The sequence below is a fragment of the Leclercia sp. UBA5076 genome (genome assembly GCF_002416465.1).
Lineage (GTDB): Bacteria > Pseudomonadota > Gammaproteobacteria > Enterobacterales > Enterobacteriaceae > Enterobacter.
The window spans coordinates 62,594-85,539 of sequence record NZ_DIAO01000017.1; the positions used below are offsets into that span (position 1 = coordinate 62,594).

Below are 22,946 nucleotides of genomic sequence, written 5' to 3' on the forward strand. Positions count from 1 at the left end.
AAACAATAATTCATACTAATTGCTTGATTTTCCGGCTTCGCTTTGGGCATAAACAGCAGCAATAGCACTATTTGCTAAAATTTCCTGCCGCCACCAGGCACTGGCGAGGCCAGCAGTCTGTTCATTCCAGCCTATCCATACTGAATCATAACTGGATTGCGCCATCACCTGCTTCTCAATTAACGCCCCACTTTCGATAAAACGCTGAGCTAAATAACGCGGAAGGTAACCGCAGCCTAAGCCGCTTATTTGCAGTTCCAGTTTGGTTTTAAAATCGAAAACGGTAATGGCTTCCTGATCGTCGAGCAGCTGCGATGACGCGGTGCAGCCAGGCAAAGCGCTGTCGCCCACCACGATGGCACGGTAGCTTTTAATGACCCGGCGGTTAATTGGCTCTGGCTCCTGGGCTAAAGGATGGTGCGGGGCAATGACGAAGACCTGTTCGAGCTGCCCCAGACAGGCAAAACCAAATTCACTGAGCTGGGGCGGCTCGTGTAATGCGCCGACGACGATATCTGCCCGCCCCTGCACCAGCGCTTCCCAAGAGCCCGCGAGGACGCCGTTGATAAACTTAAGCCGGGTAACGCTGTGTCGCTGATAGAAGGCTTCAATCAGCGGCGAGAGCAGTGAAAAGGGAAAGGTGTCGTCTACGCCGATTACCAGCTCATTTTCCCAGCCCTGATGCAGTTTGACGGCCTGCTTTTCCAGCTCGCGTACTGAATGCAACACTTCCCGCCCTTTTTCCAGCAGCATTTTTCCGGTGCGGGTAAAGCGCGCCCGGTGGCCGGTACGGTCGAGGATCTGAATGTTGAGGTCGCTTTCAAGCTTATGAACGGTATAACTGAGGGCGGAGGGCGTTTTAAAGAGCTTCGCCGACGCCGCAGCAAAGCTCCCCTCTTTTTCCAGGGCATCGAGGATGATTAGGACATCCAGCAGCGGTTTCATGCTCACCCCCTTGTGGTGCGCTTACGCTCCGCCAGCGGCGTTACTCCATAGGCATAACCAGCGGATCGGGAAAGAGATACTCAAATCCCAGTTCATGACAGATGCGGTTCCCATCAATCAATTTGCCCTTCCCCTCTCCAGGGGCATCGTGAAAGTGCGGTGGTGCCAGGCCAAGCTGACGAGCCATCACCGGATAGAATGTACTGCGTGTCGGATGAGAGGGCGCACATATATTATAGATGTGCCCGCCCTTTGGAGCCTGTAATAGCAGAGTAATCGCACCAATAACATCTTCAAGGTGTACCAGATTGACGCCATGTTGTCCGTCAGGCGCTGATTTTCCGGCAAAAAAGCGCCCCGGATGACGGCCAGGCCCAACCAGCCCCGCAAGCCGTAATATATCCACCTGGGTGCCGGGTAAATTATGCAGCCAGTCCTCCAGCTCTTTTAAAACACGCCCGCTGGAGGTTACCGGCTGGCGCGGCATATTTTCTTTGACGGCACCTTCGACATCGCCATATACCGAGGTTGAGCTGGTGAAAATAATGCGCGGAATATGGTGTGCCAGCGCGCTGTCGACAATTTCCTGCACCGCTTGCAGATAATAGGTTTCACCCGGACCGGTGCGACGTGCCGGCAGCGTTAATACCAGCGCATCCACATTCATCAGAGCGTCCAGGTCATCGGCGTCGCATACCAGTTCCGGCTCAAGGCGCAACTCAACGCTCTCAATACCGCACATCCGCGCCGCCTCGACGCCATCTGCGGTGGTTTTGCTGCCAGTGACGTGCCAGCCCCGCGCCTGTAACGACATAGCCAGCGGCATTCCAAGCCATCCCAGACCGACAATTGCGACCTTTTTCATGCGTTTTCTCCTGACTATTACGCCTCTGCTGTAAGGCTACGCCAGCCACGCTGAACTGACAATTGATAGCGCTAATATGAAATCATTTAATGATTAAAAAAAGCCCTTGCTTTATATAGCGCAAGTGGTTTAGGTTAAACGACATCACATGAATAAGCATTCATCGAGAATTTTATGACACGCGTTCAATTTAAACACCACCATCATCACCATCATCCTGACTAGTCTTTCAGGCGATGTGTGCTGGAAGACAGTTAGATCTTCCAGTGGTGCATGAACGCAAGAAAAAGCCCCCGGAAGATCATCTTCCGGGGGCTTTTTTTTGGACCGTGTTCAGGCAAGTTACAACAGGATCATGAGGAACCGACAATGTTAGATAATTCACGTTTACGCATAGCTATGCAGAAATCAGGTCGTCTTAGCGACGATTCACGCGAACTGCTGGCGCGCTGTGGCATAAAAATTAACCTGCACACGCAGCGTCTGATTGCGCTGGCAGAGAATATGCCGATTGATATTCTGCGCGTGCGTGACGATGACATTCCGGGCCTGGTGATGGACGGCGTGGTGGATCTGGGCATCATTGGCGAAAACGTGCTGGAAGAAGAGCTGCTGACCCGCCGCGCCCAGGGCGAAGATCCGCGCTACTTCACGCTGCGCCGTCTGGATTTTGGCGGCTGCCGCCTGTCGCTGGCCACCGCGGCTGACGAACCGTGGGACGGCCCGGCTTCCCTGAACGGCAAGCGAATTGCCACCTCCTACCCTCACCTGCTGAAGCGCTACCTCGATCAGAAGGGCGTGCAGTTTAAATCCTGTCTGCTGAATGGTTCTGTTGAAGTTGCGCCGCGTGCCGGTCTGGCTGATGCAATTTGCGATCTGGTTTCCACGGGCGCCACGCTTGAAGCGAACGGCCTGCGCGAAGTGGAAGTGATCTACCGCTCCAAAGCCTGTCTGATCCAGCGCGACGGCGAAATGCCGGAAGCCAAGCAGCAGCTGATTGACCGTCTGCTGACCCGTATTCAGGGTGTGATCCAGGCCCGTGAATCTAAGTACATCATGATGCATGCGCCTACCGAACGCCTGGATGAAGTGATTGCCCTGCTGCCGGGCGCTGAACGCCCTACTATTCTGCCGCTGGCAGGGGATCAGCAGCGCGTGGCGATGCACATGGTCAGCAGCGAAACCCTGTTCTGGGAAACTATGGAAAAACTGAAAGCGCTGGGGGCCAGCTCTATCCTGGTGTTGCCGATTGAGAAGATGATGGAGTAACAACCATGAGCTTTAACACCGTGATCGACTGGAACACCTGTAGCGCGGAACAGCAGCGCGCCCTGCTGATGCGCCCGGCTATCTCCGCGTCACAGAGCATTACCCGCACCGTGGCGGAGATTCTGGAAAATGTGAAAACCCGAGGCGACGACGCCCTGCGGGAGTACAGCGCTAAGTTTGATAAAACCGACGTCGCGGCGCTGAAGGTCAGCGAGCAGGAGATTACCGAGGCCGCAGCGCGTCTGAGCGATGAGTTAAGGCAGGCGATGGCTGTCGCGGTACAGAACATTGATACCTTCCACACTGCGCAAAAGCTACAAACCGTCGATGTGGAAACCCTGCCCGGCGTACGCTGCCAGCAGGTGACCCGTCCGGTCGACTCGGTGGGCTTGTATATTCCGGGTGGCTCCGCTCCGCTCTTCTCTACCGTGTTGATGCTGGCGACCCCTGCCCGTATCGCCGGTTGCCGTAAAGTGGTGCTCTGCTCTCCGCCACCGATTGCCGATGAAATCCTCTATGCCGCGCAGCTGTGCGGGGTACAGGAGATCTTCAACGTCGGCGGGGCGCAGGCTATTGCGGCGCTGGCGCTGGGGACGGAGTCCGTTCCGCGCGTGGATAAAATCTTCGGCCCGGGCAACGCCTTCGTCACCGAAGCCAAGCGCCAGGTCAGCCAGCGGCTGGACGGTGCGGCCATCGATATGCCAGCCGGTCCGTCGGAGGTACTGGTGATTGCAGACAGCGGCGCGACCCCGGATTTTGTCGCTTCCGATCTGCTCTCCCAGGCCGAGCACGGCCCGGATTCACAGGTTATCCTGCTGACACCGGATGCAGATATGGCAAAACGAGTGGGTGAAGCCGTAGAACGTCAGCTCGCGGATCTGCCCCGGGCAGAGACTGCCCGTCAGGCGCTCTCTGCCAGCCGCCTGATTGTCGCCCGGGATCTGGACCAGTGCATCGCCATCTCTAATCTCTATGGCCCGGAGCACCTGATCATTCAGACCCGCAACGCCCGTGAGCTGGTCGACAGCATCACCAGCGCCGGTTCGGTATTCCTTGGGGACTGGTCCCCGGAGTCCGCAGGGGATTACGCTTCCGGAACGAACCACGTGCTGCCGACATACGGTTATACCGCCACCTGCTCCAGCCTGGGGCTGGCGGATTTCCAGAAGCGTATGACCGTGCAGGAACTCTCCCGCGAGGGCTTTGCCTCCCTCGCCGCGACCATCGAAACGCTGGCCGCCGCTGAACGGTTGACCGCCCACAAAAATGCCGTGACGCTGCGCGTTGCCGCCCTGAAGGAGCAAGCATGAGTATTGAAGAGTTAGCCCGCGACAACGTTCGCGCCCTGACCCCGTATCAGTCTGCCCGCCGCCTGGGGGGCAATGGCGATGTCTGGCTGAATGCCAACGAATTTCCGACGCCTGTCGCCTTTGAGCTGACCCAGCAGACGCTGAACCGCTATCCGGAGTGTCAGCCGAAAGCGGTCATTGAAAACTATGCGGCCTACGCTGGTGTGCAACCGGAGCAGGTGCTGGTGAGCCGCGGTGCGGATGAAGGTATCGAACTACTGATCCGCGCCTTCTGCGAGCCGGGCAAAGACGCGGTGCTCTACTGCCCGCCGACCTACGGCATGTACAGCGTCAGCGCCGAAACCTTCAACGTTGAGCTACGTAAAGTGCCAACTCTGGAAAATTGGCAGCTTGATTTACAGGGCATTGCCGATAATCTCGACGGCGTGAAGGTGGTGTTTGTCTGCAGTCCGAACAACCCCACCGGCCAGCTGATTAATCCGCAGGATATTCGCGCCCTGCTGGAGATGACCCGCGGCAAAGCGCTGGTGGTCGCCGATGAAGCCTATATTGAGTTTTGCCCCCAGGCGACGCTGGCCGGCTGGCTGGCAGAGTATCCGCACCTGGTGATCCTGCGGACCCTGTCAAAAGCGTTTGCCCTGGCCGGGCTGCGCTGCGGCTTTACCCTGGCGAATAAAGAGGTGATCGATCTGCTGATGAAGGTGATTGCGCCTTATCCGCTCTCGACGCCAGTGGCGGATATCGCCGCGCAGGCGCTGTCGGCAGACGGCATTACGGCCATGCGCAGCCGCGTGGCGCAGATCGTTGACGAGCGTCAGTATCTGGTCAGCGCACTTAAAACCATTGCCTGCGTTGAACAGGTTTTCGACTCAGAAACCAACTATATTCTGGCGCGTTTTACCGCCTCGAGTGCAGTATTTAAATCTTTGTGGGATCAGGGCATTATCCTTAGAGACCAGAACAAACAACCCTCTTTGAGTGGCTGCTTACGCATTACCGTAGGCACCCGGGAAGAGAGCCAGCGCGTTATCGACGCCCTGAATGCGGAGAAAGTATGAGCCAGAAGTACCTCTTTATCGATCGTGACGGCACCATTATTTCGGAACCACCCTCGGATTTTCAGGTCGATCGTTTCGACAAGCTGGCGTTTGAAGCCGATGTCATTCCGGTGCTGCTTAAGCTGCAAAAAGCCGGTTTTAAGCTGGTAATGATCACCAACCAGGACGGTCTGGGCACCGACAGCTTCCCGCAGGCCGATTTTGACGGCCCGCACGATCTGATGATGCAGATCCTGACCTCACAGGGCGTCGCCTTTGATGAAGTGTTGATTTGCCCGCATTTACCCGCTGATAATTGCGACTGCCGTAAGCCGAAAGTGAAGCTGGTCGAGCAGTATCTGGCCGAAGCGGCGCTGGATAAAGCCAACAGCTACGTGATTGGCGATCGCGCTACCGACATAAAACTGGCCGCTAATATGGGAATTACGGGCCTGCGCTATCACCGTGACGCCCTGAACTGGGCGATGATTGGCGAGCAGCTGACCAAACGCGATCGTTTCTCCCACGTGGAGCGTAATACCAAAGAGACGCAGATCGACGTTAAGGTCTGGCTGGATCGCGAAGGCGGCAGCAAAATCCACACCGGCGTGGGCTTTTTCGATCATATGCTGGATCAGATCGCTACCCACGGTGGATTCCGTATGGAGATCGGCGTGAAAGGCGATCTCTACATTGACGATCACCACACCGTGGAAGATACCGGCCTGGCGCTGGGCGAAGCGCTGAAGCTCGCGCTGGGTGACAAGCGCGGGATTAACCGCTTTGGCTTTGTGCTGCCGATGGATGAGTGCCTGGCGCGCTGCGCGCTGGATATCTCTGGCCGTCCGCACCTGGAATATAAAGCTGACTTTACCTACCAGCGCGTAGGCGACCTGAGCACCGAGATGGTTGAGCACTTCTTCCGCTCCCTCTCCTACGCCATGGGCCTGACGCTGCACCTGAAAACCAAAGGTAAGAACGATCACCACCGCGTGGAGAGCCTCTTTAAGGCCTTTGGCCGCACCCTGCGCCAGGCCATTCGCGTGGAAGGCGATACCCTGCCGTCGTCGAAAGGAGTGCTGTGATGAACGTGGTGATCCTCGATACCGGTTGCGCCAACCTTAACTCCGTAAAATCAGCCATTGCCCGCCATGGCTACGAGCCGCTGGTCAGCCGCGATCCGGATGTGGTACTGCGCGCCAGCAAACTTTTCTTACCGGGCGTCGGTACGGCGCAGGCGGCGATGGATCAGATCCACCAGCGTGAGCTGGTCGAGCTGATTAAGGCCTGTACCCAGCCGGTGCTGGGAATTTGTCTGGGCATGCAGCTGCTGGGCCGCCGCAGTGAAGAGTCCAACGGCGTGGACCTGCTGGGCATTATTGATGAAGACGTGCCGAAAATGACCGATCACGGTTTACCTCTGCCGCACATGGGCTGGAACCGCGTCTACCCGAAAGCGGGCGATCGCCTGTTCCGTGGTATTGAGGACGGGGCGTACTTCTATTTCGTGCACAGCTACGCAATGCCGGTGAACACACACACTATCGCTCAGTGTCATTACGGCGAGCCCTTCACCGCCGCAGTGCAGAAAGATAACTTCTACGGCGTGCAGTTTCACCCAGAGCGCTCCGGTGCCGCAGGCGCGCAGCTGCTGAAAAACTTCCTGGAGATGTGATGATTATTCCTGCTTTAGATTTAATTGACGGCACGGTTGTCCGTCTGCACCAGGGCGATTACGGCCAGCAACGCGACTATGGCAACGATCCGCTGCCCCGACTGCAGGACTATGCCGCCCAGGGCGCCGAGGTGCTGCACTTGGTTGATCTCACCGGGGCGAAAGAACCGGCCAGACGCCAGATCCCACTGCTGAAAAAACTGGTCGCGGGCGTTAATGTTCCGGTGCAGGTTGGCGGCGGCGTGCGTACCGAAGAAGATGTGGCGGCGCTGCTCGACGCGGGCGTGGCGCGCGTGGTGGTCGGCTCCACCGCGGTGAACGATCCCGAGACGGTAAAAGGCTGGTTCACACGCTTCGGCGCCGACGCGCTGGTGCTGGCGCTGGATGTGCGTATCGATGACCAGGGTCAAAAAAAGGTTGCGGTCAGCGGCTGGCAGGAGAACTCTGGGGTGACGCTGGAGGCGCTGGTCGATCTCTACCTGCCGGTGGGCCTGAAGCATGTTTTATGCACCGATATCTCCCGCGACGGCACCCTGGCGGGCTCTAACGTGTCGCTGTACGAAGAGGTGTGCGCCCGTTACCCGCAGGTGGCATTCCAGTCTTCGGGCGGCATTGGTGATTTAAATGATATCGCGGCCCTGCGCGGTACGGGCGTTCGTGGGGTTATCGTTGGTCGCGCCCTGCTGGAAGAAAAATTTACTGTAACGGAGGCGATTCAATGCTGGCAAAACGGATAATTCCTTGTCTCGACGTGCGGGATGGTCAGGTCGTGAAGGGTGTGCAGTTCCGCAACCACGAAATCATCGGCGATATCGTTCCGCTGGCAAAACGCTATGCGGAAGAAGGGGCTGACGAGCTGGTCTTTTATGATATTACCGCTTCCAGCGATGGACGCGTGGTGGATAAAAGCTGGGTGGCGCGCGTGGCGGAAGTGATCGATATTCCTTTCTGCGTGGCGGGTGGAATTAAATCGGCGGACGATGCGGCCAAAATTCTCTCCTTTGGCGCCGATAAGATCTCCATCAACTCCCCTGCCCTGGCCGATCCCGAACTGATTACCCGTCTCGCGGATCGGTTTGGCGTACAGTGCATTGTGGTCGGCATCGACACCTGGTTTGATGAAGCCACCGGCAAATACCACGTTAACCAGTACACCGGCGATGAGAGCCGTACCCGCGTGACTCAGTGGGAGACACTGGAGTGGGTACAGGAAGTGCAGAAGCGCGGTGCGGGGGAGATTGTCCTGAATATGATGAACCAGGACGGCGTGCGCAACGGTTATGACCTCGAGCAGCTGAAAAAGGTGCGCGCCGTCTGCCATGTGCCGCTGATTGCCTCGGGTGGCGCAGGCACGATGGAGCACTTCCTGGAAGCTTTCCGTGATGCCGATGTTGACGGCGCGCTGGCGGCCTCGGTATTCCACAAGCAGATTATCAATATTGGTGAGTTAAAAACGTTCCTGGCGAATCAGGGCGTGGAGATTAGGGTATGTTAACAGAGCAACAACGTGCGCAGCTGGACTGGGAAAAAACCGACGGCCTGATGCCGGTGGTGGTGCAGCACGCGGTGTCCGGTGAAGTACTGATGCTGGGCTATATGAATCAGGACGCCCTGGCGAAGACCGTCGATAGCGGCAAAGTGACTTTCTTCTCACGCACCAAACAGCGGTTGTGGACCAAGGGCGAAACCTCAGGTCATTTCCTGAATGTGGTCAGTATCACCCCTGACTGCGATAACGATACGCTGCTGGTGCTGGTTAACCCTATCGGGCCTACGTGCCACCTGGGCACCAGCAGCTGCTTTGGCGACGCCAGCCACCAGTGGCTATTCCTCTATCAGCTGGAGCAGTTGCTGGCTGAACGTAAAACGGCCGATCCACAAAGTTCCTATACCGCGAAACTCTATGCCAGCGGCACCAAGCGCATCGCGCAGAAAGTGGGTGAAGAAGGCGTTGAGACAGCCCTGGCCGCCACCGTGAACGACCGGGCTGAACTAACCAATGAAGCCTCTGACCTGATGTATCACCTGCTGGTGCTGCTCCAGGATCAAGATCTGGACTTAACGACGGTGATTGAGAATCTGCGCCAGCGGCACAAATAAAAAAACCGGGGAAACCCGGTTTTTTTAGCTGTTGAATCTGTATCAGGCTCTGGCGTTATAGTTACGCAGCGCGTTGCGGCCTAACACCACACCGGAGCCAATGATACCGCCGAGTAATACGGCCAGAACCAGAACTAGCGCGCGTTTAGGACTGTCACGACGAATCGGCAGATCTGGCTTCATCACGTAACGATACGCATGAATGGTGGTTGGATCGATTTTCAACTTCTGAATGTCGAGCAGTTTCTGTTTGTTTTGATAATAACTTTCTGAGAATGTTAGCGGACGTGAAGTCTCACGCGCGATCATTTCTTGCAACGCTTCGGTACCTAACAGAAACATGGTTTCCTGAGTAACATCCTGAGTCTGTTGAATTTTAGGAGTGGTAATATTTGCCGCCTCGGCGTACTTGAGCGCTTCTGAAATCTGTTTGATGCGCAGGTCTTTTTGTTCCTGAGCAATAGTTTCCTGATTACTCAACACGTCTTTCAGGGTAGCAACCTGCTGTTTAATGTTGTCATTGAGGTCAACTTCAAGCTCTTTTTGAATCTGCTCATCAATTTGCTGGATATACTTCGCCACCTGTTTTTGCGCCGACTCGGCTGAACTATTCACATAGTTAATGCTTAATGGGAAGTTTTGGCCTTTAACAGTAGGCTCGATTGTCAGCTTTTCCGGTTCGACCTGGTTCTCAAGAGATTGGGACAACGCCGAGAACGAGGCGTTATAGCGGGTAATTACAGTCTCCTGAATATCTGATAATTTTGGTGCCGCGGTACCAAAAAGAATATTCAGTGCAGTACTGTAGTTCCCTATTTGGGCAGCGTCTGGTTCAGTAATGATTGCTGTAGAAGTCCACTTCTCTTTAGCAAAAGCCAGGTACACGCCTGCAAGAATCAATGCGATGGCGATAAAAGCAGCAATGACCCATTTTCCCCGCCACAGCTGGACGACAAGATCAATCAGATCAATCTGCTCAGGGTCACTGCTTCGCGTGACCACGTTATTGTTGTGAGTCATATAGTCCTTGGAATGCAAATAAGCGCAAAGTATAAAGTCTGGGATATAGTTTATCGATTGTTTTCGGATTATCTATAGGAATCCGATGAGGCATATCGAAAATATGATGTTTGGTAACCCTGCGCATCGCGTTATCATACGCTAAATTCGGTACTTAACGCACCGGACATGATAAGTCATAGATGAGGACAGTTATGAAATTTCTGGTCACTGGCGCAGCAGGCTTTATCGGCGCACATGTCAGCAAGCGGCTTCTGGATGCGGGTCATCAGGTTGTGGGTATCGACAACCTCAATGACTATTACGATGTGAACCTCAAGCAGGCGCGTCTTGATCTTTTGACGTCCGCTAACTTCACCTTCCAAAAACTCGATCTGGCTGACCGCGAAGGTATGGCCACCCTGTTCGCTGAAGAAAAATTCGATCGCGTCATTCATCTCGCCGCGCAGGCAGGCGTACGCTACTCCCTGGACAATCCGCACGCCTATGCAGAAGCTAACCTGGTTGGTCATCTGAACATACTGGAAGGCTGCCGTCACAATAAAGTACAGCACCTGCTGTACGCCTCTTCCAGCTCTGTTTACGGACTAAACCGTAAAATGCCTTTTTCAACCGACGATTCCGTTGACCACCCGGTATCGCTCTACGCCGCGACCAAAAAAGCCAACGAATTAATGTCGCACACCTACTCACATCTTTACGGACTGCCAACGACCGGTCTGCGCTTCTTTACCGTTTACGGCCCCTGGGGTCGTCCGGACATGGCGCTGTTTAAGTTCACTAAAGCCATGGTGGAAGGTAAGAGCATCGATGTTTATAACTTTGGCAAGATGAAGCGTGACTTCACCTATATCGATGATATTGCTGAAGCCATTGTTCGCCTGCAGGATGTGATCCCTCAGGCAGACAGTGAATGGACGGTTGAGTCTGGCTCTCCGGCCACCAGTTCCGCGCCGTATCGCGTTTATAATATCGGTAACAGCTCCCCCGTGGAGCTGATGGACTACATCACGGCGCTGGAGGAGGCGTTAGGCATTGAAGCGGACAAAAACATGATGCCGATTCAGCCTGGCGACGTGCTGGAGACCAGCGCGGATACCTCCGCCCTGTATGAGGTCATCGGCTTTAAACCGCAGACTTCGGTGAAGGATGGCGTGAAAAACTTCGTTGACTGGTACCGCGGATTTTACAAGGTATAAGAAAAAGCCCGGCGATAATGCCGGGCTTTTTTAACTGCTGTATCAGTCGCTACCAAACAGATCGCGGGTATAGACCTTATCCGCCACGTCAGAGAGCTCTTCCGCCATCCGGTTGGAGATGATCACATCCGCCTCTTTTTTGAAGGCCTCCAGATCGCGAACCACACGTGAATGGAAGAATTCATCCTCTTTCATCACCGGTTCATAAATAATAACCTGTACGCCCTTCGCCTTAATACGCTTCATGATCCCCTGAATGGAGGAGGCTCGGAAGTTATCCGAGCCGCTCTTCATGATCAGACGGTACACTCCCACCACTTTCGGGTGACGCGCCAGAATGGAGTCGGCGATGAAGTCCTTACGCGTCCGGTTAGCATCCACAATGGCAGAGATTAAATTGTTTGGTACGGATTGATAGTTAGCCAGCAGCTGCTTGGTGTCTTTCGGCAGGCAATAGCCGCCATAACCGAAGGACGGATTGTTATAATGGTTGCCGATACGCGGGTCGAGGCACACGCCTTCGATGATCTGACGGGTATTCAACCCAAGGCTCTCTGCGTAGCTGTCCAGCTCGTTAAAGTAGGCAACACGCATAGCCAGATAGGTGTTAGCAAAGAGTTTAATGGCTTCAGCTTCTGTCGCATCCGTGAACAGCACATCAATATTCTGTTTGATTGCGCCTTCCTGGAGCAGCGCAGCAAAGCGTTCCGCACGCGCTGAGCGCTCACCGATAACAATACGGGATGGGTGCAGGTTATCGTACAATGCCCTGCCCTCACGCAGAAACTCGGGTGAGAAGATGACATTATCGATACCCAGCTCTTCTTTAATCGACTGAGTGAAGCCAACAGGAATGGTCGATTTGATGATCATCACGGCATTCGGATTGATTGCCGTCACGTCCTTGATCACCGCCTCAACGCTTGAAGTATTGAAGTAGTTCGTCTTCGGATCGTAGTCGGTTGGCGTGGCGATGATGACAAAATCGGCCCCGGTGTAGGCATCAACTTTGTCCGTGGTGGCCCGGAAGTTCAACGGCTTGTTGCTCAGGTACTCCTGGATCTCTTTATCCACGATGGGAGAGATCTTCTGGTTCAGCATATCAACTTTGGCCTGCACGATATCCAGTGCGACCACTTCGTGGTGTTGCGCGATCAGGATCCCGTTTGAGAGACCCACATAACCTGTTCCGGAGATTGTTATTTTCATTGAGTTAACTTCTTTAGATTAAGTGTCCGGGAGCGACTACCGCCCCACCGCAATAAGCAACTTTTGGGGGTTTTACCTCGTATGCCGAGTTGATGTCAAGGCGTATGGCTGGCTACAGAAAGGCATAAATACAGTGGTTTATGCTGCGCTCTAGCGTGTCGGTTGAATCAGCCGAGGTAATGCAGGGTATTACACATAAAAAAAGCCCGGTGATGTTCACCGGGCTTCGCTACATGACTGAGTTAAATCAGATTAATCCAGCCACTCGGTGTGGAATACACCTTCTTTATCAGTGCGTTTATAGGTATGTGCACCGAAGTAGTCACGCTGCGCCTGAATCAGGTTGGCAGGCAGCACGGCGGCACGATAGCTATCGTAATAAGCAACGGCTGCAGAGAAGGTTGGAACCGGAATACCGTTCTGTACCGCATAAGCGACGACATCACGCAGCGCCTGCTGGTAATCATCGGCAATCTGCTTGAAGTATGGTGCCAGCAGCAGGTTTGCGATGTCCGCGTTTTCAGTATAGGCATCGGTGATTTTTTGCAGGAACTGAGCGCGTATGATGCAACCGGCACGGAAGATCTTCGCGATTTCACCGTAGTTCAGATCCCAGTTGTTTTCGTCAGACGCGGCGCGCAGCTGAGAGAAGCCCTGAGCGTAAGAGACGATTTTGCCCAGGTACAGTGCACGGCGAACTTTCTCGATAAATTCCGCTTTATCACCGGCCAGTTTCGGCTGCGGACCGCTCAGCACTTTAGAAGCCGCGACACGCTGCTCTTTCAGGGAAGAGATATAACGTGCAAAGACCGATTCAGTGATCAGGGACAGGGGCTCGCCCAGATCCAGGGAGCTCTGGCTGGTCCATTTACCGGTACCTTTGTTTGCCGCTTCATCAAGGATCACATCGACGAGGTATTTACCGTCTTCATCTTTCTTGGTGAAAATGTCTTTGGTGATGTCGATCAGGTAGCTGCTCAGTTCACCGTTGTTCCAGTCGGTGAAGGTTTGCGCCAGCTCGTCGTTAGTGAGATTCAGGCCGCCTTTCAGCAGAGAATAGGCTTCAGCAATCAGCTGCATATCGCCATATTCAATACCGTTGTGAACCATTTTTACGTAATGACCCGCACCATCCGGACCGATATAGGTTACACACGGCTCACCATCTTCGGCAACAGCAGCAATCTTAGTCAGGATTGGCGCAACCAGCTCGTAAGCATCTTTCTGGCCGCCTGGCATAATAGATGGGCCCTTCAGCGCGCCCTCTTCACCGCCGGATACACCGGTACCGATAAAGTTGAAGCCTTCAGCTGACAGTTCACGGTTACGACGAATGGTGTCGTGGAAGAAGGTGTTGCCGCCATCAATGATGATGTCGCCTTTTTCCAGATACGGTTTCAGGGAGTCGATGGCAGCATCAGTACCAGCGCCAGCTTTCACCATTAACAGGATACGACGAGGCGTCTCCAGGGATTCAACAAACTCCTGAACCGTATAGAACGGAACGAGTTTTTTGCCTGGGTTCTCGGCAATTACTTCTTCAGTTTTATCACGGGAGCGGTTGAAAACGGAGACGGTATAACCACGGCTTTCGATGTTCAGCGCCAGGTTGCGCCCCATCACGGCCATACCGACGACGCCGATCTGTTGTTTGGACATTATTTACTCCTGTCAGGTGTGTTTAAGATGATTCTACATGCTGAATCACAATAATAAAATAAGCATTTTCAACAGTAAAAAATAATTATGGTCTAAATGTGACCAAGAAAATAATGAAAAGGGTTGATAAACGAACACATACAAGATTCAACTACAATTAAAATAGGCATCATACGTTCTAACTTTATAAAATTAGCCAACCTTATAAGGCATCCTAATATTAGTTCGGGTATCAGTATTTATTGCCTATCATAGCTAAAAACTAAATTATTAATGTATTATTAAATCTAAAGCGGGTTAATACTGTGACAAAAATCAATTGCAAGACGCACGAGCTAAATACTAACATATTATTAAAAGACATAAATATTGCCATAGATGTCAACGTGGCGCATGCAGATGAAAAATAGGTATACCTGTTTGCATACATAAAAAATGCAGTAATTAGTATAAACCAAAGAAAAAGAAACCATCCTCCTGCAAACCCCATAATTATAAATGCCATGCTAAATCCAGTTCCCACATTCAATTCTGGAGTGATTTTCTTTAGATCATATTTTTCTGATAACTCGGCATCCGTGTATTTAGATACAAAATCAGGATAAATGGTAGCAGCTAAAAAATCATCTACGGTTCCCATAGATAGGTTTGCAACACTCTCCTGATGTATCAAGTTTGCCATCGGAGAAGTTGCATATAAATACGTCCAAAAAAAGCCTGAGGGTAGAACATTAAATACAGGATCGGCTTCACCTATCTGTAGTATGGCTTTAGGATCATCATATCCGGAGGAAGACATCCGCTTATCTCCTAAAACACCGAACATTATTATAAAAGCAATGATGGCTATAAACGTCAAAAAAATATGCCGGAATGTCAACTTGCTTCTCATTAAAGCAATAAGCATAAGCCCCATAGGGAAGACTATTAAAAGAGTGGCACCTCTATTTAAAATTAAAATAGTAACTAAAATCGCTACAGCAGGGATTTTCAGATATTTTTTATCTTTAGTATATGCATACCTTTCAATATTGATAACAGCAGCAGCAGAGAGATACCCCATGTAAAAAACATGAAAGGTTTTTATACCAAACTGAGTATAATCATATACCTGGCCTTTTAAAACCATTAAAAGTGGGATACCTCCATTGTTGAGACATTCAAGAGCAAAACCTATTAGCAAAATGTATAAGGAATAATTTTTTTTATATTTCAAACTAAAGTTTATTAATTTTCTTTCAATAAAAAACCTTGACAAGGGATGAAAAACAAAACCAATAGCCATGGAAATAATCGCAAAAATAACCATTAGAAAAACGGTTACACTTCCCTCATCTTTAAAATAAAGCCCGGACAATCCTAATTGATAAAAAAATAAAACCGAAAGAAAAGTCAAACCAAACATAAGAAAGGGGTTAATTAACATTTTTTTCATGGAAAATAACACCTAAAACAAATTAAGAATTAATAAAACCCCCAAAACCATTTTATCCCTCATTCGACGTCTGAGATTGGATACAACGGGAATGAGCATAAGATTCGTTTTAAAAGCTCGTTTGTTTGAAATATTACAAAGAGGCCGATATTCAGTTTTGAAGAGTGTAATTATTGTAAAAACTTCTTTCCTATACCAGCCTGAATTAACCAACTTAATTCTCTTGACCCACATTTTATATGAAATGTTTGCCCCAACTTGATTTGAAGAGTGCTGACGATATTTCATTCCTGGTATAGGGTCAATATACCAGTTATAGTTGTGAGTACGCGCATATGCATAAAGCAGCCAGTCATGTAAAGACACACTTCGAGCTAATTCATTCGATAAAAGAAATTCGCGGAATGCAGTTCCCAATTTATTGGAAAAAACATACGTACAACCGGGGCCTGCTGCTTCGAAGTAATAATCAAATAAAGTCTGAGGCTGCGCTTTATCAATCAAACATGTCCTGCCATCTTCCCAAAAAGCAAGTACATTACTCGAATAGGCATCTACTTGTTTACTCGCAATAGCATTAATTGCGCGCTGGAGTTTATTTTCATACCAAATATCGTCCTGATCGGCAAAGGAAATATAGTCATAACCGTCAAAATTCACATCCATTACCAAACGGTAGAAGTTCTTTCCAGCCGAACCATATTTATCACCATAAGGCAAAAAAAAGATATTTTTGAAGTTATTATATTTTTCCGTCAGATATTCCCATGAACCATCATTTGAGAGGTCAATACTGATAAAAACATCAACGATAACCCCAGTTTGAACTAAGATAGATTCTAATTGTTCATCAATCCAGGTCCTACCATTATAAACTGCAAGTAAAACTGCCACTTTATTCATTATAAATTCTCAAAATTACTTATGTTCTTTATTAGACGTGCGAGGATTTTCACCTGCTACATTTCGGATACCATCCCAAACGCCAGAGACAAAGGATTTGAAGTAGTTTTTCTTGTCATTTTCATGAATAATTAAAATGACACTATGCACAACGCAAAACGTAATTTCGCGAAGCGCGAGCAGTTTAGGAACATGAGGGTAACGTAGCAAACGAATTGCATTTCTCACACGATAATATCGTCTTGCCGCCGAGTGGACGGGTACAGTAAATCCAAAGACCGAAAAAGATGAATTACCGATAGAATGAATCATGACAGCATTCGGGTTTATATACACCAAATGGTTTTTATCGAAACAGCGAAGACACCACTCTGTATCAACATAATCGATAAATAATGAGTCATCCATCATGCCCACCTGGTCGAAGAGTGAGGTTTTAACCATTGAACCGGATGAAATAACCACAGATGAAGTGAAAGTTTTTTTCTCGCCACGAGAATAAAGCTTTTCACGAAAGCCGTTCTTTTTAATGTGCGTTATCGCATATTCAAAGCCGCGAGCCTCATCATAAAAAACTGGGGCTGATATAAGCGCGTTATTTTCCACGGCAAATTTGAGCATATCATGGATAAAAGTATCAGGAATTTTGCTATCCTGATCAAAGAAAATGACATTTTCATATCCATTTTCAATACAATATTCAATACCGATGTTCTGCGCTAAAGCAATTCCCTTATTACCTTGCAACCAGCGGTACTCAACCCCCATTTCCTTAAGCTCTTCTGTTTCGTAAGGGCTATTATCCACGACCACAATATCACATGCCTGATTTTTTAAAGACATAATGGTTTGTGTTAAATCGGAGAGCACCGGGTTATAGGCTACTATAATAGCGCAAATTTCGTTTATATTATTCATTTTATTTACTCAAATCTCATCCTGGACTCAATATAACATTATGAAAAATTCAATCTAATAAATAATCCATCAAGTAAATCCCTTATAATTGATTTTTTAGTTGAGTATTTCATATAACTAGAACTCAATAATGCTGACACAAGACCTTTTCTTTCCCCGCCAGCAAAGATACTGCCTCTGTAAATTGTATTAACACAGCCCAGATAATTTAGGATGTATTCAGATATTTCTCTCATCTGTGAGGTCTGCTGTGATTTACGTAGTGCATGAGTTAAATCATAGATCTCCCGATAATGGGCGATGCGCTTATCTCTTTTTTTTCTATCAAACGCAGCTTTTAACTTCCCTGCAAAAGTACTCTTTTTTGCACCAATTTGATTATTTTCGTGCTGACGATACAGTATCAATTTGTCTTCGACCGGGACTAATGACCCAAGCGCACATGCATTGCTTGCGAGCCAATAGTCATGCGGAATTTTTTCCGGGAAAGGCATAACGGAATTAAGGAAAACCTTTCGTACAGCCATAGTGGCGCCGGTAACAACATTATTTATGAGAATTTTTTCTAATGCTATATCGCCGTTGGCTGGCGTAAAGTTCACATGCTGCCAGAGCGTCCCCAGCCTCTCCATGGCATTGTTTATCAGCCAGGCATCAGAGAAAACAACATTGGCATAACTTTGATTTGAGAAAACCGCCAGTAGTGTTTCTGCTTTGTTTTCGACCCAAATATCATCTTGATCTGAAAAAAACACAATCTCAGATGTGACGTGCTCCGTTAATTTTTCAAAATTCTTGATATAGCCTAAATTGAGCCCATCATGGATGATATCAATTTTAATATCCGTTTCTGTTTTTAACGCCTCAAGTATGGCGAGGGTACTATCAGTCGATCCATCATCTCGTATAATAATCCGGGAAGGTTTTATGGATTGTGCAAGGATACTTACAACCTGCTCTCTGATATAGCGCTCACCATTGTAAGTCGCAAGAATAACTTCGTAACTCATATCTTCCCTCTATGTTTATTTATACATTCCCGGGAAACAATAATAAGTAAAATGCAATCTACAAATACGCGAATTGTCCACGCATAAGCAGCACCAAGCACGCCATATGCATTCACACAAAAATACAGCAGGGCCAAATAGGGTATTACCTCAATGCAGTGTAAAAAAGCGGTATATTTCGCTTTACCCAGAGACTGTATGACGGTGAAAGGAATTTGAGCGATAGAGTTAAAGAAAAAGCCCACTAACAAAATCTGGAAAATGGCCTGTGAATGGAGGGCATACTCATCGCCGAGCCAAAGCTGCATAATCAGTTTAGCCAGGAAGATCAGGATAAGAACTAATGGTAAACATCCCAGCCCCATTATCAGATAGGCGAATCTGATATTTTTTTTCAACTCATCATACGTTTTTGCTGCGCTCAGCTTAGGAAAAACGGCTCTGGAAAGCGCTCCGGGAAGGAGACCTAAACGCGATACGATTTCAGAGGGAGCGGTGTAATAACCGACCTTATCAGCACCCAATGAGCCTGATATAACGAACCGGTCGAAGTACACCATCACCGGGCTTATGATGTTGCTAACAGTGATCCATCCTCCGAAGAAAATCATTCGTCTGAATGTTTCTCTATAAAATATAAAACCGGCATTAATGATTTCATTCCGAACAATCACAAATGCAATTATTAATGACAATAATCTACCAACTGCTAAGCCAAGGATTGCAGAGAATAGCGATGGTGAAACCAATACAAACAAAGCCGGTAAGCCAGCAATTATAGAACTACCGAAACTTCTTTGTATATTTAATATTGCAAAACGTTCATCGCCTTCAAGTATAGACATCCATAACTGATTAAGCAGAAAAGCGGGTATAGTCCAGACCAGGACGCGAATGGAATTTTGAACATCAGTATGATTGGATGCTGTGATATTCAAGAGAGAAATAATATTTGGCGTGAAAAGTGATATGAGAATTGCGCCAAAAACGCTAAATAAAAATAAAAATATTGTTGCTGTAGAAATTATTTTTTTACGTTCATCGATATCGCCCCGATACACCGCAATTTCTCGGACAATTGCGCGAGTCAAACCAATATCAAATATGCCTGCATAACCTACAATGGCAATTGCTAAAGTGTAAACACCAAAAAGTTCAACCCCTAGTACCCGAGCAAGATAACCCATGGCCGGGATAGCTATAGCAGTAGGTACAACATAACCTGCTAAATTCCAGACACTATTTTTAATTAATCCCATTCCGTTTACATTATCTCATCTTAATAAATAAAGGGGCTTTTAGCCCCTTTTAATAACTATAAGCAAAATATGATGCATTAATCCCCCGCCTCGATTGTCATCATTCGGGGTTGGTGTGAAATAATCTGACTTTAAATATCAGTAGCCTTTTAGCATCTTCAACAAATACTGACCATAAGCATTCTTCGCAAGCGGTTTTGCCAGCACCCTCACCTGCTCCGCATCAATAAACCCTTTGCGATAAGCAATCTCTTCCGGGCACGCTACCTTCAGTCCCTGACGCTCTTCAATGGTCGCAATAAAGTTACTGGCCTCAATGAGGCTCTGATGTGTACCGGTATCCAGCCAGGCAAAACCGCGTCCCATCATGGCAACGGACAGATTGCCCTGCTCCATATACAGACGGTTAATATCAGTGATTTCAAGTTCCCCACGTGGCGACGGTTTCAGGCTCTTTGCCATTTCAACCACGCTGTTGTCATAAAAATAAAGACCGGTCACGGCGTAGTTACTTTTTGGTTCAGCGGGTTTTTCTTCCAGGCTAACGGCCGTGCCCTGTTTATCAAACTCAACGACGCCATAACGCTCAGGATCGTTAACATGGTAAGCAAAGACGGTTGCACCGCTCTCTTTATTAACGGCTGTATCCATAAGTTTCGGCAGGTCGTGACCATAGAAGATATTGTCGCCCAGTACCAGCGCACAGTCATCATCGCCAATGAACTCTTCACCAAGGATAAACGCCTGGGCCAGCCCATCCGGACTCGGCTGGACTTTATACTGCAGGTTAAGCCCCCACTGGCTACCATCACCGAGCAGCTGCTCAAACCGTGGCGTGTCCTGGGGAGTACTGATAATCAGGATGTCACGAATACCCGCCAGCATAAGCGTCGTCAGCGGGTAGTAAATCATGGGTTTGTCGTAGATAGGCAACAGCTGTTTGCTGACAGCCATCGTCACCGGGTACAGTCGGGTTCCTGAGCCACCGGCTAAAATAATCCCTTTACGCGTTTTCATTTCATCATCTCTTTAATGTGCAAAATGCCCGTAAACGGGCATTTAATTAAAAGTCAGACCGCAGTGGTCGTAAATAGCTCAGCCAGCATTCGTTTCACACCGGTTTCCCATGCAGGTAATACCAAGTCGAAGTTCTGCTGGAATTTCTCAGTATTCAGACGAGAATTATTTGGTCGGCGAGCAGGAGTTGGGTAAGCACTGGTAGGCACCGCGTTAAGCTTAGTAATCGCCAGTTCAATACCTGCCTTACGTGCTTCGTCGAACACCAGTGCAGCATAGTCGTGCCAGGTGGTCACACCGCTCGCAACAAGGTGGTAAAGGCCTGCAACTTCGGGTTGTTTCATCGCCACACGGATCGCATGCGCCGTAGAGTCGGCCAGCAATTCCGCGCCTGTCGGTGCGCCAAACTGATCGTTGATAACCGACATTTCTGCGCGTTCTTTTGCAAAACGCAGCATGGTTTTCGCGAAGTTATTTCCTTTGCCGGCATATACCCAACTGGTACGGAAAATTAAGTGTCGGGCACAATTTTCCTGCAAAGCTTTCTCACCAGCCAGTTTGGTTTCGCCATAGACATTCAGCGGCGCAGTGGCATCTGTCTCCCGCCATGGTTTTTCGCCGTTGCCCGGGAAAACATAATCGGTGGAATAGTGCACAACCCAGGCACCGATTTTGGCGGCTTCTTTGGCAATGGCTTCAACGCTTGTAGCATTCAGCAACTGCGCAAATTCTGCCTCTGACTCGGCTTTATCTACGGCGGTATGGGCAGCCGCATTCACGATGACATCAGGCTTAATGCGACGGACGGTCTCAGCCACCCCTTCAGGATCGCTGAAATCCCCGCAATACTCGGTGGAGCGAACATCCAGGGCAATCAGATTACCCAGGGGCGCTAGCGAGCGCTGTAGCTCCCAACCCACCTGCCCTGTTTTGCCGAACAGAAGGATATTCATTACTGCCGTTCTCCATAGTTCTGTTCAATCCAGGATTGATAGTTGCCGCTTTTCACGTTCTCAACCCACTGGCTGTTCGCCAGATACCACTGCACCGTTTTGCGGATGCCGCTCTCAAAAGTCTCCTGCGGCTTCCAGCCCAACGTCTGGCTAATCTTATCGGCATCGATGGCGTAACGACGGTCATGACCCGGACGGTCAGTCACGTAGGTGATCTGATCGCGATACGAGCCCTCTTTAGGCACGATCTCATCCAGCAAATCGCAGATGGTATGCACCACATCCAGGTTCTGCTTCTCGTTATGACCGCCGATGTTGTAGGTTTCGCCCGGTTTACCCTGGGTCACCACGGTGTAGAGCGCGCGAGCGTGATCCTCAACATAGAGCCAGTCGCGGATCTGATCGCCTTTGCCATAAATCGGCAGCGCTTTGCCATCAAGCGCATTGAGGATAACCAGCGGGATCAGTTTTTCCGGGAAGTGATACGGACCATAGTTATTAGAGCAGTTAGTCACGATGGTCGGGAATCCGTAGGTGCGTAACCAGGCGCGAACGAGGTGATCGCTGGATGCCTTTGAAGCCGAATAAGGACTGCTCGGGGCATACGCCGTCGTTTCAGTAAATAATGGCAGTGCTGTCGAGGCAGAATGCTCATCCGGATGCGGCAGATCGCCGTAAACTTCATCCGTGGAGATGTGATGGAAGCGGAAAGCTCTTTTCGCCTCTTCGCCAAGCGTAGACCAGTAAGCACGGGCCGCCTCCAGCAGCACGTAGGTACCGACGATATTAGTCTCGATAAACGCAGCCGGGCCGGTAATGGAGCGGTCAACGTGGCTCTCAGCCGCCAGATGCATTACCGCATCAGGCTTGTGCTCGGCAAAAATACGCTCCATCGCCGCTTTGTCGCAAATGTCCGCATGTTCAAAAGCGTAACGCGGGCTGTCGCTCACGTCAGCCAGAGATTCCAGGTTACCGGCGTAGGTCAATTTATCGACATTAACCACTGAATCCTGGGTGTTCTGAATAATATGTCTGACAACCGCAGAGCCGATAAAACCGGCACCACCAGTAACAAGAATTTTCACGCGTTAATTTCCGTTAAATGATTCATAGAGTTATTGGGTTTCTGAAAATTTTCATAGTAGAAATTCAGAAAGCAGACA

23 protein-coding genes and 1 other annotated feature are annotated in these 22,946 nt (G+C 49.8%); of the genes, 10 read left to right on the forward strand and 13 right to left on the reverse strand.

Going from position 1 to position 22,946, the window contains the following annotated elements:
* Positions 1 to 15: 15 nt before the first annotated feature.
* Positions 16 to 945 carry a LysR family transcriptional regulator gene (locus tag B3X29_RS17005; protein ID WP_103180187.1) on the reverse strand — a complete coding sequence of 310 codons (930 nt, stop codon included), beginning with the start codon at positions 943 to 945 and terminating at the stop codon, positions 16 to 18.
* Positions 946 to 985: 40 nt separating this feature from the next.
* Positions 986 to 1,810: an SDR family oxidoreductase gene (locus B3X29_RS17010; RefSeq protein ID WP_103180188.1), complete on the reverse strand. Its 825-nt coding sequence runs from the start codon at positions 1,808 to 1,810 to the stop codon at positions 986 to 988.
* Between the two features lie 174 nt (positions 1,811 to 1,984).
* On the opposite strand from B3X29_RS17010, the gene hisL reads away from it, so the two are divergent.
* The 9 genes from hisL to hisIE all read left to right on the forward strand — a co-directional run bounded on the left by hisL (position 1,985) and on the right by hisIE (position 9,201).
* Positions 1,985 to 2,035 (forward strand): his operon leader peptide, encoded by a 51-nt coding sequence (gene hisL, locus B3X29_RS17015; RefSeq protein WP_001364200.1) that lies wholly within the window; start codon positions 1,985 to 1,987, stop codon positions 2,033 to 2,035.
* Positions 2,011 to 2,134 (forward strand) — a sequence feature (His leader region). It overlaps the preceding gene by 25 nt.
* Before the next feature lie 45 nt (positions 2,135 to 2,179).
* On the forward strand, positions 2,180 to 3,079 hold the full coding sequence (hisG, locus tag B3X29_RS17020) for an ATP phosphoribosyltransferase (protein ID WP_103180189.1): 900 nt from the start codon (positions 2,180 to 2,182) through the stop codon (positions 3,077 to 3,079).
* 5 nt (positions 3,080 to 3,084) lie between these two features.
* Entirely contained in the window at positions 3,085 to 4,389 is a 1,305-nt protein-coding gene (gene hisD / locus B3X29_RS17025) for a histidinol dehydrogenase (protein WP_103180190.1), read from the forward strand.
* Complete coding sequence (gene hisC / locus B3X29_RS17030) at positions 4,386 to 5,447, forward strand: histidinol-phosphate transaminase (protein ID WP_159339552.1); 1,062 nt, start codon at positions 4,386 to 4,388, stop codon at positions 5,445 to 5,447. Before hisD ends, hisC begins: the two co-directional genes overlap by 4 nt.
* Positions 5,444 to 6,511, forward strand: a complete 1,068-nt coding sequence (gene hisB / locus B3X29_RS17035; protein ID WP_290559331.1) for a bifunctional histidinol-phosphatase/imidazoleglycerol-phosphate dehydratase HisB — start codon at positions 5,444 to 5,446, stop codon at positions 6,509 to 6,511. The genes hisC and hisB overlap by 4 nt, the downstream gene beginning before the upstream one ends.
* Positions 6,511 to 7,101, forward strand: a complete 591-nt coding sequence (hisH, locus tag B3X29_RS17040; RefSeq protein WP_103180193.1) for an imidazole glycerol phosphate synthase subunit HisH — start codon at positions 6,511 to 6,513, stop codon at positions 7,099 to 7,101. Before hisB ends, hisH begins: the two co-directional genes overlap by 1 nt.
* On the forward strand, positions 7,101 to 7,838 hold the full coding sequence (gene hisA / locus B3X29_RS17045; protein WP_159339553.1) for a 1-(5-phosphoribosyl)-5-[(5-phosphoribosylamino)methylideneamino]imidazole-4-carboxamide isomerase: 738 nt from the start codon (positions 7,101 to 7,103) through the stop codon (positions 7,836 to 7,838). The genes hisH and hisA overlap by 1 nt, the downstream gene beginning before the upstream one ends.
* A complete protein-coding gene (gene hisF, locus B3X29_RS17050) occupies positions 7,820 to 8,596 on the forward strand; it encodes an imidazole glycerol phosphate synthase subunit HisF (RefSeq protein WP_159339554.1) in 777 nt (258 codons plus the stop codon). Before hisA ends, hisF begins: the two co-directional genes overlap by 19 nt.
* Positions 8,590 to 9,201 carry a bifunctional phosphoribosyl-AMP cyclohydrolase/phosphoribosyl-ATP diphosphatase HisIE gene (gene hisIE, locus B3X29_RS17055; RefSeq protein ID WP_156654853.1) on the forward strand — a complete coding sequence of 204 codons (612 nt, stop codon included), beginning with the start codon at positions 8,590 to 8,592 and terminating at the stop codon, positions 9,199 to 9,201. Before hisF ends, hisIE begins: the two co-directional genes overlap by 7 nt.
* Before the next feature lie 42 nt (positions 9,202 to 9,243).
* Here hisIE and wzzB read toward each other — a convergent pair whose 3' ends face one another.
* Positions 9,244 to 10,221: an LPS O-antigen chain length determinant protein WzzB gene (gene wzzB / locus B3X29_RS17060; protein ID WP_159339555.1), complete on the reverse strand. Its 978-nt coding sequence runs from the start codon at positions 10,219 to 10,221 to the stop codon at positions 9,244 to 9,246.
* Positions 10,222 to 10,415: 194 nt separating this feature from the next.
* Here wzzB and B3X29_RS17065 point away from each other — a divergent pair, with 194 nt between their 5' ends.
* Positions 10,416 to 11,420 (forward strand): NAD-dependent epimerase, encoded by a 1,005-nt coding sequence (locus tag B3X29_RS17065; protein ID WP_159339556.1) that lies wholly within the window; start codon positions 10,416 to 10,418, stop codon positions 11,418 to 11,420.
* Positions 11,421 to 11,462: 42 nt separating this feature from the next.
* On the opposite strand, the gene ugd is transcribed toward B3X29_RS17065, so the two are convergent.
* From ugd to rfbB, 10 genes are all read right to left on the reverse strand, one after another.
* Complete coding sequence (ugd, locus tag B3X29_RS17070) at positions 11,463 to 12,629, reverse strand: UDP-glucose 6-dehydrogenase (protein ID WP_159339557.1); 1,167 nt, start codon at positions 12,627 to 12,629, stop codon at positions 11,463 to 11,465.
* 252 nt (positions 12,630 to 12,881) lie between these two features.
* Positions 12,882 to 14,288, reverse strand: a complete 1,407-nt coding sequence (gndA, locus tag B3X29_RS17075; RefSeq protein ID WP_156654857.1) for an NADP-dependent phosphogluconate dehydrogenase — start codon at positions 14,286 to 14,288, stop codon at positions 12,882 to 12,884.
* Between the two features lie 262 nt (positions 14,289 to 14,550).
* A complete protein-coding gene (locus B3X29_RS17080; protein ID WP_139156350.1) occupies positions 14,551 to 15,723 on the reverse strand; it encodes an oligosaccharide repeat unit polymerase in 1,173 nt (390 codons plus the stop codon).
* A 12-nt stretch (positions 15,724 to 15,735) separates the two neighbouring features.
* On the reverse strand, positions 15,736 to 16,626 hold the full coding sequence (locus B3X29_RS17085; protein WP_290559337.1) for a glycosyltransferase: 891 nt from the start codon (positions 16,624 to 16,626) through the stop codon (positions 15,736 to 15,738).
* A gap of 15 nt (positions 16,627 to 16,641) precedes the next feature.
* Entirely contained in the window at positions 16,642 to 17,544 is a 903-nt protein-coding gene (locus B3X29_RS17090) for a rhamnosyltransferase (RefSeq protein ID WP_103180203.1), read from the reverse strand.
* Positions 17,545 to 17,582: 38 nt separating this feature from the next.
* Complete coding sequence (locus B3X29_RS17095) at positions 17,583 to 18,554, reverse strand: glycosyltransferase family 2 protein (RefSeq protein WP_103180204.1); 972 nt, start codon at positions 18,552 to 18,554, stop codon at positions 17,583 to 17,585.
* A complete protein-coding gene (locus tag B3X29_RS17100; RefSeq protein WP_103180205.1) occupies positions 18,551 to 19,813 on the reverse strand; it encodes a flippase in 1,263 nt (420 codons plus the stop codon). Before B3X29_RS17100 ends, B3X29_RS17095 begins: the two co-directional genes overlap by 4 nt.
* Positions 19,814 to 19,951: 138 nt before the next feature.
* On the reverse strand, positions 19,952 to 20,830 hold the full coding sequence (gene rfbA / locus B3X29_RS17105; RefSeq protein WP_159339558.1) for a glucose-1-phosphate thymidylyltransferase RfbA: 879 nt from the start codon (positions 20,828 to 20,830) through the stop codon (positions 19,952 to 19,954).
* A gap of 53 nt (positions 20,831 to 20,883) precedes the next feature.
* A complete protein-coding gene (rfbD, locus tag B3X29_RS17110; protein WP_159339559.1) occupies positions 20,884 to 21,783 on the reverse strand; it encodes a dTDP-4-dehydrorhamnose reductase in 900 nt (299 codons plus the stop codon).
* On the reverse strand, positions 21,783 to 22,868 hold the full coding sequence (gene rfbB / locus B3X29_RS17115; RefSeq protein WP_159339560.1) for a dTDP-glucose 4,6-dehydratase: 1,086 nt from the start codon (positions 22,866 to 22,868) through the stop codon (positions 21,783 to 21,785). Before rfbB ends, rfbD begins: the two co-directional genes overlap by 1 nt.
* Positions 22,869 to 22,946: the final 78 nt, after the last annotated feature.

What these genes read in the sequence shown, in the direction of transcription:
- B3X29_RS17005 (WP_103180187.1), bottom strand. Translation starts at nt 945, where the DNA reads ATGAAACCGCTGCTGGATGTCCTAATCATCCTCGATGCCCTGGAAAAA.
- B3X29_RS17010 (WP_103180188.1), bottom strand. Translation starts at nt 1,810, where the DNA reads ATGAAAAAGGTCGCAATTGTCGGTCTGGGATGGCTTGGAATGCCGCTG.
- hisG (WP_103180189.1), top strand. Translation starts at nt 2,180, where the DNA reads ATGTTAGATAATTCACGTTTACGCATAGCTATGCAGAAATCAGGTCGT.
- hisD (WP_103180190.1), top strand. Translation starts at nt 3,085, where the DNA reads ATGAGCTTTAACACCGTGATCGACTGGAACACCTGTAGCGCGGAACAG.
- hisC (WP_159339552.1), top strand. Translation starts at nt 4,386, where the DNA reads ATGAGTATTGAAGAGTTAGCCCGCGACAACGTTCGCGCCCTGACCCCG.
- hisB (WP_290559331.1), top strand. Translation starts at nt 5,444, where the DNA reads ATGAGCCAGAAGTACCTCTTTATCGATCGTGACGGCACCATTATTTCG.
- hisH (WP_103180193.1), top strand. Translation starts at nt 6,511, where the DNA reads ATGAACGTGGTGATCCTCGATACCGGTTGCGCCAACCTTAACTCCGTA.
- hisA (WP_159339553.1), top strand. Translation starts at nt 7,101, where the DNA reads ATGATTATTCCTGCTTTAGATTTAATTGACGGCACGGTTGTCCGTCTG.
- hisF (WP_159339554.1), top strand. Translation starts at nt 7,820, where the DNA reads ATGCTGGCAAAACGGATAATTCCTTGTCTCGACGTGCGGGATGGTCAG.
- hisIE (WP_156654853.1), top strand. Translation starts at nt 8,590, where the DNA reads ATGTTAACAGAGCAACAACGTGCGCAGCTGGACTGGGAAAAAACCGAC.
- wzzB (WP_159339555.1), bottom strand. Translation starts at nt 10,221, where the DNA reads ATGACTCACAACAATAACGTGGTCACGCGAAGCAGTGACCCTGAGCAG.
- B3X29_RS17065 (WP_159339556.1), top strand. Translation starts at nt 10,416, where the DNA reads ATGAAATTTCTGGTCACTGGCGCAGCAGGCTTTATCGGCGCACATGTC.
- ugd (WP_159339557.1), bottom strand. Translation starts at nt 12,629, where the DNA reads ATGAAAATAACAATCTCCGGAACAGGTTATGTGGGTCTCTCAAACGGG.
- gndA (WP_156654857.1), bottom strand. Translation starts at nt 14,288, where the DNA reads ATGTCCAAACAACAGATCGGCGTCGTCGGTATGGCCGTGATGGGGCGC.
- B3X29_RS17080 (WP_139156350.1), bottom strand. Translation starts at nt 15,723, where the DNA reads ATGAAAAAAATGTTAATTAACCCCTTTCTTATGTTTGGTTTGACTTTT.
- B3X29_RS17085 (WP_290559337.1), bottom strand. Translation starts at nt 16,626, where the DNA reads ATGAATAAAGTGGCAGTTTTACTTGCAGTTTATAATGGTAGGACCTGG.
- B3X29_RS17090 (WP_103180203.1), bottom strand. Translation starts at nt 17,544, where the DNA reads ATGAATAATATAAACGAAATTTGCGCTATTATAGTAGCCTATAACCCG.
- B3X29_RS17095 (WP_103180204.1), bottom strand. Translation starts at nt 18,554, where the DNA reads ATGAGTTACGAAGTTATTCTTGCGACTTACAATGGTGAGCGCTATATC.
- B3X29_RS17100 (WP_103180205.1), bottom strand. Translation starts at nt 19,813, where the DNA reads ATGGGATTAATTAAAAATAGTGTCTGGAATTTAGCAGGTTATGTTGTA.
- rfbA (WP_159339558.1), bottom strand. Translation starts at nt 20,830, where the DNA reads ATGAAAACGCGTAAAGGGATTATTTTAGCCGGTGGCTCAGGAACCCGA.
- rfbD (WP_159339559.1), bottom strand. Translation starts at nt 21,783, where the DNA reads ATGAATATCCTTCTGTTCGGCAAAACAGGGCAGGTGGGTTGGGAGCTA.